This window comes from Vibrio sp. S9_S30 (assembly GCF_014694455.1).
In the GTDB taxonomy this organism is placed as follows: Bacteria; Pseudomonadota; Gammaproteobacteria; order Enterobacterales; family Vibrionaceae; genus Vibrio.
Genome location: NZ_JAAUWT010000029.1, coordinates 20,646 through 34,046 on the forward strand (window position 1 = coordinate 20,646; position 13,401 = coordinate 34,046).

The 13,401-nt window shown below is 48.9% G+C and carries 6 protein-coding genes and 2 pseudogenes; all 8 read right to left on the reverse strand.

Going from position 1 to position 13,401, the window contains the following annotated elements:
* Window positions 1-10: 10 nt before the first annotated feature.
* Window positions 11-1,249, reverse strand: coding sequence for a beta-ketoacyl synthase N-terminal-like domain-containing protein (locus HC752_RS22215; RefSeq protein ID WP_238930599.1), 1,239 nt, complete (start codon window positions 1,247-1,249; stop codon window positions 11-13).
* Window positions 1,227-1,493 carry a phosphopantetheine-binding protein gene (locus HC752_RS22220; RefSeq protein ID WP_023402314.1) on the reverse strand — a complete coding sequence of 89 codons (267 nt, stop codon included), beginning with the start codon at window positions 1,491-1,493 and terminating at the stop codon, window positions 1,227-1,229. The genes HC752_RS22215 and HC752_RS22220 overlap by 23 nt, the downstream gene beginning before the upstream one ends.
* Window positions 1,490-10,552, reverse strand: a complete 9,063-nt coding sequence (locus tag HC752_RS22225) for an SDR family NAD(P)-dependent oxidoreductase (RefSeq protein ID WP_190337393.1) — start codon at window positions 10,550-10,552, stop codon at window positions 1,490-1,492. The genes HC752_RS22220 and HC752_RS22225 overlap by 4 nt, the downstream gene beginning before the upstream one ends.
* A gap of 3 nt (window positions 10,553-10,555) precedes the next feature.
* On the reverse strand, window positions 10,556-11,680 hold the full coding sequence (locus tag HC752_RS22230; protein ID WP_190337399.1) for a MupA/Atu3671 family FMN-dependent luciferase-like monooxygenase: 1,125 nt from the start codon (window positions 11,678-11,680) through the stop codon (window positions 10,556-10,558).
* A gap of 14 nt (window positions 11,681-11,694) precedes the next feature.
* Complete coding sequence (locus tag HC752_RS22235) at window positions 11,695-12,042, reverse strand: KS-MAT linker domain-containing protein (RefSeq protein ID WP_190337394.1); 348 nt, start codon at window positions 12,040-12,042, stop codon at window positions 11,695-11,697.
* Window positions 12,036-12,440 carry a hypothetical protein gene (locus tag HC752_RS22240; RefSeq protein WP_190337395.1) on the reverse strand — a complete coding sequence of 135 codons (405 nt, stop codon included), beginning with the start codon at window positions 12,438-12,440 and terminating at the stop codon, window positions 12,036-12,038. Before HC752_RS22240 ends, HC752_RS22235 begins: the two co-directional genes overlap by 7 nt.
* Window positions 12,441-12,868: 428 nt before the next feature.
* Window positions 12,869-13,273 (reverse strand): annotated as a pseudogene (locus HC752_RS22245) (IS630 family transposase); the annotation flags it as partial.
* Window positions 13,274-13,289: 16 nt separating this feature from the next.
* A pseudogene (locus HC752_RS25505) lies at window positions 13,290-13,401 on the reverse strand (IS982 family transposase); the annotation flags it as partial.

Below are 13,401 nucleotides of genomic sequence, written 5' to 3' on the forward strand. Positions count from 1 at the left end.
AAGATCCTGTCTATCTAGTGATACACACCGCGGTGTTTATCCCGCCAAACCCGTAACTCAAACTCAGCGCTTGCTTGATGTTGGTTTCATGCCTAGTCGTCGCCACCCAATTAAAATCTGTTTGTATGGGGTTTTCTAAATTTAAACTGGGGTGTAAAAATCCCTGTTCCATCTGGATCAAGGTCGCTATGATTTCAAGGCACCCAGCTGCGCTCAGAGCATGACCAAAAAGGGACTTGGTCGCGTTCAATGGCGCACCGCGCAGTCCTGTTTTGGCCAATGCTTGCAACTCGGTCTCATCTCCTAACACCGAGCCACTGCCATGCGGATTGACATAATCAATGTCTGACGCCGTCAGCGCTGAACAGTGCAATGCCTGTTGGATCACTGCGACTTCCCCAGCCAAAGAGGGATCTGGATTGCGATTACCATCCATCACCACCGCGCAGCCAGGTATAGCGCCGCGTAGGTGAACCCCTCTTTGCAACGCGTGCTGATGGCGTTCAAGTACTAATACGCCACAGCCCTCACCATAAATAAAGCCATCTCGTTGTTGGTCAAAAGGTCGACAAGCCTGAGTGGGCGCATTGGCAAATCGACTGCTCCCCATGGCACCTAAAGAGGAAAATGCATGACATTCCCAGTAGGATAAATCCATCAAAGCTCCAACCACAACGCATACATCCAGTGCCCCACTTGTCACCGCTTTTGCCGCTTCAATCACCGCCAGTTGTCCACTGGCGGAGGCACCACCGAGCGAAAAAGCACTGCCGCGTATGTCAAATAGCTCAGTGCAAATCCCACAGATATCTGAATCCATGAAATTTAATGCATAGCTGGGCTGAATAAAATACGGTGTATTTTTACGCTTGTCACGCAAATTATTTAAGTGTCGCTGCTGCACATTGCTGCCACCGACAATCAGGCCTATTTTTTCAGGCTCAACGGTATCTAGTTTAGCGTCAGTCCACGCCTGCTGCAGCGCCACCACTGCCGCCTTCGCACTCAGTGAAAAAGTACTCAGGTTATGTGCATCAAACTGTTTTGGCATCACCAGTGGCGCAAGCTCTGCGCCAATAAAAGGGTCGTCAAAACAGCGCCCTTCTCGGGTCATATATGAAAACGCCGAAGTGCCTTTTTTCAGTGCCTGAGAGATGGCTGCAATGTCCTGCCCGATCGCAGTCACGGCACCCATGCCAGTGATCAGCGCAGGCGCATTACGCATATTAGCGGCGATTGAGTCTGTCATGCAAGAGATCTATCAGTTCATCCAAATTGGTCGCCGACATGGTGTCAGTCATCGGTATTCTGAGTGACAATGCCGCCAAAATATCCACGATAATTTCAACCCGCTCCATCGAGTTCACACCCAAAGCGGCTAAGCTATCGCCCTGCTTAAACGTATGATCTTGCAAAGAGGGGACTAGCTGACGAATACAATCTAACACCACTGTTTGTACCTGACTTCTTTCGACATTGACTGCGATATTCATAGTACTTCTTCCATCTGTTTATGTTCTTTATGTTGACCGACCACACCTAAGTGTGCGCCTTGTGTCGCCTCATCGCTGCGTTGTGCAGCTTGTAAGGCTCGGATTATTTCCTGCGCTTGTTGCATCCCTTTGCTCTCTAACTGGCTTTGGATATACCCGGAAAAACTTTCCAACGTGTTGTGTTCATAGACTATATCGGCGTTCAGACTGAGCTGCATGGTCTGATTGATCACCTTAATCCACTCCATCCCGGTAATTGAATCCAGCCCTAGATCCGCAAATCGAGTCGCCGCTTTGATTTCCTGCTCAGCCATCATCAAAACCGTTGCCAACGACGTGCGCAAAAAGTCTAACGAGGTGTACTCACTCGGCGCTTGCAATGACACCGATGAGTCAAGCTGCGCAGCATCATCTGTCGATGTCTGTGGCTCAGCAAACAGCGAAGTCAGATACTGAGAAAACGCTGCTGGCGTCGGGTGTTCATATACCGCATTAGCCTCAATGTGCGTACCAAAATGGTTATTAATGGCGCGGATCCATTCAACCCCAACAATCGAGTCTAAGCCCAAATCAACAAAGCGAGACTGCGCGCGAATATCCCCCGCATCGAGCAACAAAGCATTTGCCAAGGTGGCGATAACGGTATTGATCACCGCCTCATCATCTGCCGCTTCTTCTTGCGCAGGTGTGGACAGCACCGTTTCCGTCATTTCAGGCTGCACTGCCGACGCCTCGCAAGCCCCACTTTGCTGCAAGTGCGCATGTAACTGATTGATGCTAGGGTATTCATGTACGCGCTCGACTGCTAACGCCAAATTATACTGAGCATTGATGGCACGTACCCACTCTACACCAACGATGGAGTCTAAGCCAATATTTGAAAACGGCGTATTGTCGGATATTTCATCTTCGTTCATCATTAGCGCCTTGGCCAAACTCGCTCGTAAAAAATCCTTGCTGAAGGTATCTGTGCCTTCGCAGGCATGGGCCTTAGGCATTTCATTCACTGTCACCATCTCTACTGACGAATCCAACTGAGGTGCAGGGGTTTGCGCCTTTTCAAGCGGCCGAGCAGGCGCTGTCAACGCGACTTTTTTCACCGCAAACACCTGCGGATCGACTAATTGTATCTTACCCGATTTGCGCTCTTGTGGTGCTGGTAAAGCAGGTGTATTGCGCGATAGTGCATTCACCATCTGAGCGCGTAACGCTTCATCACTGGCTGGTTTCCAGTAGCGTTTTGCCACAAATGGATAGGTCGGCAAGCTGATTTTCACCGGGCTCTGGTGATGATATAAAGCATGCCACTGAATCTCTCTCCCTCGCAACCAGGCACTGACAAGCTCTTTACAACGCACATCTCTTTGCGCTTCATCGGTGCGCTTGATGGTACTTAAAAAGCTTGGGTCTAGTGGCGTAGACTGCGCTTGGTTTTCGTCAGCAACTCCCGTGCATACGACGCTACTCAACCAACTTTCAGTTTCCGCTAGCACACTGTCAGCGGCTAAGAATCGCTCTAACCCTGTGTGTATCTCCGCCAAGTCGGTAACCATGCATGCCAATCGGTAGTCAAATGTTTCTCGGCCCGTTTGCAAGGTATATGCAATGCGCTGTACATCATCTTGAGATAGCTGCTCGCGCCTTAAGTGGTGCAGTAGATTACTGGCCATCTCTTTGAGTTGAGCGTGACTTCTGGCAGATAGTGTGATCACTTGAACGTGCGCGCTTTGACTCCCGTGTAACGTGGCCTGTTTAGGGGCCTCTTGGACAATAAGATGGGCATTTGAGCCCCCAGCACCAAACGATGACACTCCAGCAATACGCGGGGCATCATCACGAATTAGCCATGGCGTCAGCTGCTGTTGCACAACAAATGGGGACTGCGCAAACTCAATTTTGGGGTTTATCTGTTCACTGTGTAATGAAGGCACGAGTTGCTGGTATTTCATTTGCAACAGCACCTTGGTCAGACCCGCGATGCCCGCAGCACTTTCACAGTGGCCAATATTGGACTTCACAGAACCAATTGCGCAGAGATGGTCCTTGTTTTTATCGGCTGAGAACACTTTATTTAAAGCGGCCACTTCAATGGGATCTCCCAGCGAAGTCCCCGTACCATGTGCCTCCAGATAACTGATCTCCTGAGGTCTAACCTTGGCTTGTGCCAATGCCCGAGCGATCACCGTCTGCTGAGCCGTGGGGCTAGGAACAGAGTACCCATAGGTTCTGCCGCCATGATTGACCGCACTGCCTTTGATCACGCCGTAAATATTGTCGCCATCTTGCAGTGCTTCACGCAACGGTTTGAGTAGCACCGCCCCTACGCCTTCACTGGGCACAAATCCGTCCGCCTCAGCGCTAAAGGTTTTACAGCGACCAGTTTGCGATGCAAACCCACCATATCCCAGCATCAAGTATTTTGCAGGGTGAATAGACACATTGACGCCGCCCGCAATGGCCGCTTTGCACTCACCGCTGAGCAAGCTTTGACAAGCTAGGTGAATGCTGGTCAGTGATGACGCACACATGGTATCAATGGCCAAACTCGGACCATGAAAGTCACAAAAGTAGGATACACGATTGGCAATAGACGACGGGCTCATTGACAATACCATAGGCCGACCCAACATGGTTTCCTGCGCACCATACAGTTGATATTCCTGATAAGTCACCCCAACATACACACCGACCGCACCGGGTGTCCCATCGAGTGCGGTGTTTTGTGCCAAAGACGCCCTGCTATAGCCTGCGTCTTCTATTGCTTCGTAGGCCGTTTGTAAAAACAGCCTTTCCTGTGGTTCGATGATTTCTGCTTCGCGAGGTGAAATATTAAAGAAGCTCGGATCAAACTTATCTACGCCATCGATAAAACCGCCCCACTTTGCATACGTTTTGCCAGGTTTGCCTTTTTCCGCATCATAATAATGACTATGAGCCCAGCGGCTGATTGGCACCTCCGTGATGCAGTCTTGGCCCCCAGCTAACACCTGCCAAAACGCTTGCAGTGTATTTGCTTGAGGGTAACGTCCTGATATACCGATGATAGCAATATCCGTATCCTGTGCATCTCCACTTTTTTCTGGGCGAGCGCTAGCGACGGACTCTCTTTGCGGTTCAATCGATTCAGACGAGCTGGTTGTGCGAGGGGCATCACTCGAACTGGTGGGGGGAATGAGATGTGCCTCAAGTTGACTGCGGTGTGCAGTCAACATGTATTCAGCCAATTGCGCGATTGTGTGATATTCAAAAAATAGGGTTTTTGGCAGTGTCCCATAGACAGATTCCAATTTATTGGTCAGCTTGGTCACCACCAAAGAGTCAATTCCCAGCTCATCAAAACCTGTATCCTGCCCAAGCTTCTCCTTTGCATACCCCGTCACTTGTGAGATCAGCGCAGTCAACTGTTCACATACTGACGCCAGTAAGATACCCTCATCGGCAGGTGATAAGGCACCAGAGTGCCCTTGCACCCGTGTTTTGCCCGTTAATGAGTCGCTGTACTCCTCGAGCAAGTCATGTAATGTACGATAGGCGTTCGCGGTATTTAAGCTGAAATCATGATCACAATGCTGATTTAACTCATTGACAATGGCATGTAACTCTACGATACCGAAACCTTGCTCATCCAGCCCAACATGCAGGTCAATTGCACTCGGTGCCACACCGACAACCACCGCGGCAGCGGCGGTAAATCGCGACATGAGTTCACGATGCACTTGGTCATTATTCGGTTGCGTGGCTTTGCTTGGCAGTGCGATAGGCGCTGCTGCACCAATTGAACGAGAGAAGTGATGTTCAAGTTTTGCCGTATCGCCAGCAATTGCTATGGTGCGAGTACGCGTTTGGCGCATCACTTGATAAAGCGCGGACAATCCCGCATCGCGCTCAATAGGCTGCATACCCGACATGTCGTATAGTGCTGCGAGAATATCATCAGATACTTGCATCCCGCCATCACGCCACAGCCCCCAGCCGATAGCACAACTTTGACCAAAACACAGACCCTGCTCAACGCGCTGTTGTCGCTGCTGCGCATACAGATCCATAAAGGCATTGGCGGCAGCATAATCTCCCTGCCCAACATTACCAACCATGGAAACCGCTGAGGAGAACAGCACAAAGTACTCCAGCTTTATCTCTTCACACGCTTGTCCCAAGTGCCATGCACCATAGGTTTTTGGCTCGAGGACTCGTCGTATGCTTTGTGCATCTTTATTGCGTAATAGGCCGTCTTGAATAACTCCAGCGCAGTGCAACACCGCGTTGATCCCACCATGCTCACGCACGGTATTCTGAACCAAGGTTGTCACTGCATCGAGCGCGGTCAGATCCACAGTCTCATAGCGCACCGTCGCGCCCATTTCTTTCAAACGGGCGAGTTGATTATCTCTGTCTGCATCCAGAGACCGCTGACCCGTTAAAATCAAGGTAGGTGCCTGCACTTTTTGCGCAATATCGCACGCACACAAATACCCCAGCTGACCCAGTCCTCCCGTGATCAAATACACCCCTTGATCGCGCCACGGATGAGGCACAGGCACTGTATCAAGCACATCCAGATCGCATGCCATCAATTGCGATGCCTCAGCTTTGAACCAGTGACAATGCCCTTGCTGTTTCGCCTGATCAAGCAAGTTAAATACCTGTTCTTGCGGCAAGTTCACTGGCAACTCAATGAGTTGCCCTGTAACATTGTCGTTTTCCAAAGAGTACGTTTTCAACAGTGCCGACATCGCGGGTAGGGTTGACTGTAAGCTCGGATCTAGAGGAACCACAACTTGCAAGATTTTATGTGACCTACACTTGTCGCGTATAATGGCTTCAAATCGCGCCGTCAATTGAATACAAAATTGCGTAAAACTGGTAGCAGGGTGTGCCGTCGAACTGGACAGGTGGACAATCCCCTCTCGTGCCGATAAGACCGGGTAATCACACAGTACAATATGTTGCTCGATATCTTCGTCCAGCGGCTCATTGTGCGTCTTATCCAGTGCCCGCCAACTCGGTGTCATCAGCAGTATCCCCGCAGCACTATCTGTTGCCGACGCTGCCAACGGGCCATCATCTCGGGCCGTTACGGGCACAAGCATCGGCGCTTTTGGAATGTCAATCTGTGCAAAAGGATAGCCGGGTAAACTGACGCGCTGATATTGTGTGGGCTTGCTAGGAAGCCAATCGATTTCTCCCCCTTGGGTCCACAACTCAGCGATATATTGAAACTTTCTCTCTGCGAGCCAATGCCTTACCAACTGTTGTGCAGAAGACTCCTGAAATAGCGCCTCAACCCCTCGGTTTTTATCTACTTTGCCTTGCCACAGCTGTGCACTCTCAATACCCTGCTTATAGGCTTTGAGCATCTCAAGCAAGGCGTCTAACGAGTCAACTTCACACGCCATACGATATGACATGGCTTCTCTGCCCACCTGCAAGGTATAGGTCATATTGGCCAGTGATATGGATGGTTGCTCAGTCAAAAAGTTGATGTACTTGTCCACATAACGCGCCAATCCCGACTCGCTTTTTGCAGACAAGACAAATAAATAAGATGACTCAAGCGCTGTACTTTGCGCAGCAGTAGGCGCTTCCTCAACCACAATATGTGCATTGCTGCCGCCAGCGCCAAACGACGACACCCCAGCGCGTCGCTTCGCGTTTCTCGAAGCCGTATCCAGCTGCCAATCTGTCAGCGAGTGCTGTAATTTGAACGCAGAGGCTGCAAAATCAATATGTGGGTTTGGTTGCTCGGCGTTTAAGGTCGGCGCAAGCTGTTTATGATGCATTTGCAATAACACTTTTGTCAGCCCTGCAATGCCCGCAGCCGCTTCAAGGTGGCCAATATTGGTTTTTACCGAGCCTAGCGCGCAAAATTGCTGTGCCGATGTACCTGCTTTGTAGGCCTCATCTAAGCCCTTAAACTCTACCGGATCCCCGAGTAAAGTGCCGGTGCCATGCGCTTCAACATAGTTGATATCCGCAGCGCAGAGCCCGGCTCTCGACAGGGCAGTACGAATAAGGTTTTGCTGCGCTAATGGGCTCGGTACTGTGTAGCCGTTGACCTTACCACCATGGTTTATTGCCGTGCCGCGGATCACCCCATAAATGTGATCACCATCAGCAATGGCTTTGCCCAAGGGTTTTAATAACACCGCGCCCACACCTTCACCGGGCACAAACCCATTTGCCTGCGCGCCGAACGCACTTAACGTACCATCTTTGGACAATACATTAAGCCTAGTGAACTCAGCAAATGTGGAGGGGTGCGTATAGGCATTCACTCCGCCGGCAACAGCCACATCACACTCTCCGGCATAGAGATGCAGACAAGCTTCATGAATGGCAGACAAAGACGACGAACACGCGGTATCGACAGGCATACTCGGGCCGCCAAAATTAAAGCGGTAAGAGATCCGATTGGCCGCTGAAAAATAAGAGTCCTTATAATTGTCAAATCCAGCTTTAGAGATCCCGACAAAGACGCCGACCGTATCACGCTCCAATGCCTTGGTGGTGTAACCAGCATCTTCAACGACATGCCAAGCGCACTGCATAAAAAGCCGCTCTTTGGGACTCATATACGCAGCTTCAAAAGGCGGTAAATTGAAAAACTCATTGTCGAAATAATTGAGTCCGTCTAAAAACCCGCCCCACTTTGCCGCCGCTTTAAAACTGTCTCCTTCGCCATCAGCTTGTGCGTCAAAGTACGCTGCAATGGGCCAGCGTTCATTGGGGATCTCTCGAATGCTGCTTTTACCAGCAGCCAAGTTTTGCCAAAACTCAAACACATTGTCCGCATCTGGATATTGTCCAGCAAGCCCGATGATGGCAATGGGTTGTCTCGTGAACGACTGCTTACTCGCGGTGAATTTCCGGCGTGCACCCGAACCGCTCGTTGACTGCTGAAAATGCCGTTTACAATGGTCAATCAACTTGGCGGGGGTTGTTGCTTCAAACAACACCGCAGGATCTATCTGGGTGGCTAATTTCTCACTCAATGCTTTTGACACCCTAGATACCAATAAGGAGTCAAACCCCATATCGCTAAATTCCCGCTCAAGGTCAATGTCCCGTTCTGAAACGCGCAAATGTTCAGCAAGTATTGCAATCAATATTTTTGCAATGCGATTCTCATCATCGCCTGTCGGTGCAGGCTCTATAGTGATATCCATCGCGGTATCGAGTGTCTGTGGCGCTATATCGGGTGCTATCCAATAGCTTTTTAGGTTAAATTGTGTGCCTGGCAGATGCACGCGCTGACGCTCTTCGGGCACCATTTCAGGCCACTCACAATGGCCGGTTTCCAGCCATTGTGCCGCAATCGGTTGAGCCTGCTTGCCAAGCTCTTGACTGAGTCCATGTTCAAAAACATTTGAATTCGCTCGCGCTTGCAACACATCTTCGATCTGTTGCAATAGCTGCTCTCTCGATGATGCCAAAAAGATGCAACGATAGTCATGGCTGTCTCGGCCATGTCGCAATGTGAATGCCAGATGTGAAAGTGGGTATGCACGCTGATGTAATACCTCGCGTAGCGCAGTGAGTTGGGCGGTGAAACACGCTTTATTCAGTGCTGACACCGGCAGCGCCCAAACTTGCTCACCTTCGGGCTCCCCCTTAACACTTGGCTCAGACTCCCGGTCTAGACCTTCAATTAACACGTGGGCATTATTACCACCTGCCCCATACGCATGGATCCCCGCCAGTCGATTGCGCGACATCTTTGGCCACGGTATGGTATCTGTTGCCAATTGACAGACACTGTGCTTGGGATCAATATCCGCACTGATCTGGTCAATACCGAGTATCTTGTGTATTTTTTCGCTTTGCAAACTATGAATGACTTTAAACAAAGCCCCCAATGAAGACGCTGAGTGCATATGGCCGATCATCGGTTTTAAAGTACTCACTTTGCACTGAGCTGGGCGCAATGCGACTCCCTGTTGCTGCGCTAGGTTATTAAGTGCAAGGTTAAATGCATCCCACTCGCAAATATCGGCAACCGGATTACCCATGCCCTGAGCTTCTATATAGTCGACCTCTCGCGGATCTATGTTGGCCTTGGCGTAACATGCTTGGATCAGAGATGCATGTGCATTGGTATTGGGCGCAGCAATGGACGCAGATCGATTGCCATTATAATTTACCGCTGAATTTTTGATCACGGCATAGATAGCATCCCCATCTTTGCGCGCACGAGAATAGGGTTTAAGTAAAATACTGGCCACCCCTTCCGCTCGTAAATATCCATCAGCATCACTGCCAAATGATTTCACTGTCGGTGTTGGACTCATCTGTTGCGATTGCGACAACTTAACGAAGGTATCTGGTCGCAGTAATAGATTAGCCGCCCCGACTATGGCCTGATCAATCTCCCCCGCGCGCAGTGCAACCACAGCTCTGTGTATCGCCACCGCAGCACCAGAGCACATTGTGTTAACCACTTCACTGGGACCTGAAAAATCAAAATAGTACGAAATATTATTGGCAATCATACTGTCCGATTGATGTAGACTCTCTCCAGTATCATAACCCGACTCAATCAAGTTCAATAAATATTCATTGCGTTCAAAACCAACAAAGACCCCTGTATTTGAGCCTTTCAGTGCTTGCGGACGATAACCTGCATTTTCCAACGTGTTATACACCGACATCAATAACAAACGTTGCTGGGGATCCATACGCTCTGCATCATCGGGTAATAACTTAAAAAAGTGAGGATCAAAGCTTTGGATATCGGGAATAAATCCCCCCCAACGACACCGCATTTTATCTGGCTGAGCTTCCTCGGTTTGCACTTCATCAGCATATAAATGCCAGTCAAAACGCGATTGAGGGATTTCCTCAATCAGAGACTCATCTTTATCTAAATGCCGCCAAAACTCAGCCACTGATTGGCAACCGGGTAAATACCCTTCTAACCCCACAATGGCGATGGGTTCTAATTCTGAGGAGTCGGTATGACTTTCTTCGGCACTGTCTTTGTTGGCGGATGGAGCGGTGTGTTTTGTCGCGTATTCACGCATCAAATCCTTGATCGCCAGTCGCTGTTTTTCTATATCCAAAACTTATTTCACTCCTGTATATGCTGCTACGAGCTGCTCAATATGGGGTAAAGAGTCCTTTACTGATGCGTAATCCACGCCAAAGTCCATTAAACACGCAATTTCATTCACGCCGATGTCCTGTACCTGTTTGACGATCCGCTTGCCATCTTCAACTGTGCCGAACAACGCACCGGTCTTAAAATATCGCTGAAAAGCATATTCCAAAATACTGTCTTTATCTTGCTCACCAAATTCAACAGCGCCCTTTTTCTGCAGCGAGTCACTGGCTAGGTGGGCTTCCATTGAACTACGAATATATGCTTTGAATGGACTTTCCACTGCGCGCTTCACTTGCGAGATAGAGTCTCCAATCAAGGTATGAAGCATCAGTGTGACCACCCCCGCCTCAGGGTCAAAACCGGCCCGTTTTCTCGCCGCCCTATAAATGTTGATCTTTCGCTCCATGGAGGCAAGATCGACGCCGTAAAGCATGGTAAATACGTTGTGACCACTCGCACCAGCCTGCTCAAACCCCTTGTCATTTTGAGCGACTAACATCCACACGTTCAACGACTTTTGAATAGGTCTTGGGTAGACTTTGGTCGCATAAGAGGTGTTATCAGGTCCCTCAAACTCAACACTTTCTCCAGCCCACAGTCGTTTAACGATTGAGATCTGCTCCGTCATTTTCTCTCGACGGTCATCATAGTTATGTGGGGCATAAATAAAGTCAGGTTTATTCCACCCAGAGCCAAACCCCAGATCAACACGCCCATTGGACAGAATATCATTCATAGCCCACCATTCCACCACCTCTGCGGGGTGGTGCAGTGGTAAGCTCACGCCTGCAGTGCGAAAGCGAATATGCTTTGTTTGCGGGATAAGATAAGCCGCCATGACCGCAGAGTTAGGGAAAATCGCGCCAAATTCATGAAAGTGACGTTCAGGCAAGTAAACCGCGGTGAACTTAGCTTGATCTGCAAACTGAGTCAACGCGGTGATAAAGTCGTATTTCTCTGAGCTGGTAATGTCTTTACGGATGTCTGAAAAGAACATCATGCTGAATGCCATTTCTCCAGCCGGTTTGGGATCTGACTTCACAGGTAAAAAGTCAGTATCTAAACCTAACAGTGCTTGTATTGTCATCAATAATTTTATCCTTAAATTATTCCAGCCCAAAACGACTGCGCTTCAGCACCCAGTGTATCGTTACACATAATTTTTTTCGCTCGCGCTTGCAACACATCTTCGATCTGTTGCAATAGCTGCTCTCTCGATGATGCCAAAAAGATGCAACGATAGTCATGGCTGTCTCGACCATGTCGCAATGTGAATGCCAGATGTGAAAGTGGGTATGCACGCTGATGTAATACCTCGCGTAACACAGTGAGTTGGGCGGTGAAACACGCTTTATTCAGTGCTGACACCGGCAGCGCCCAAACTTGCTCACCTTCGGGCTCCCCCTTAACACTTGGCTCAGACTCCCGGTCTAGACCTTCAATTAACACGAGGGCATTATTGCCACCTGCCCCATACGCATGGATCCCCACCAGTCGATTGCGCGACATCTTTGGCCACGGTATGGTATCTGTTGCCAATTGACAGACACTGTGCTTGGGATCAATATCCGCACTGAAATGCGATTCTCATCATCGCCTGTCGGTGCAGGCTCTATAGTGATATCCATCGCGGTATCGAGTGTCTGTGGCGCTATATCGGGTGCTATCCAATAGCTTTTTAGGTTAAATTGTGTGCCTGGCAGATGCACGCGCTGACGCTCTTCGGGCACCATTTCAGGCCACTCACAATGGCCGGTTTCCAGCCATTGTGCCGCAATCGGTTGAGCCTGCTCGCCAAACTCTTGACTGTGTCCATGTTCAAAAACATTTGAATTAGCGTTGCGCATGCGGCAAATACTCTGGCACTGACAAAGTGATGTTGTAGAAATCGTATTTGAATCGTTTTTGATTATGCAAAATTTTCCCACACAATCCAACCATTGTTCGTTGGCAAAATCACCTTAGGGGTTTTTACACGCATTTTTTGTTTCGCTCATCCCATTTCATCTCATCTCATGCGTGAGACAAATCTTTAATTGCAATTAAAGAAACAATCACAGTATCACCAATGGTTCACACCACTCACCCTGCCATAACCGCATCAGATAGTTTAAACACACAATAAATACAATAGGTTAAACAGTTAAATTGATAACATATTTAGACTGATATATACAAGGGTTTTACTGTGTGTAAACACCCAACCGTGCTCGGTGCCAGTGAAAACATACACCGAACCTACAATTCTCTTGGAAAATAATACCATTCCGGAAAATTAACTGGTCAGGTCAATCCAATTTCTAGAACACATTCTCGTGACTCTCTTTGGGCTTTCTAAAAAGCTATTCCATGCACTACATATTTGGGCAACAATATCGTCATAGTTCTCAAAACGTTGGTTGGCGAGATAGTGTTGTCGTAGCCAACTCCAAACTTGCTCTATGGGATTCAACTCTGGGGAATATGGCGGAAGTTTGATGATACTGACATTATCAAATTGGCTAACGATATCTTCGGTATGCCATCCTGCACCATCCATTATTACCACGGCATGGCGCCCGCTTTGGGTTTTCTCAGATATCTGTTTTAAGTGTTCAATCATCATATCTTTATTCACCCAAGGGACAACGATTGCCTCACCGATCCCTCTTTCGGGACAAACGGAACCAAATAGATAGGCGTAACCTGAGATCTGGTTAAGCGACCACGATGCCATGTATATCTAACAGTTCAGACTCTTGGGCTGTTAGATTCAAACTTGGTTTGTCATCTTTCAAGCAATAAGCGATAAGACCACCGACTAAGTTC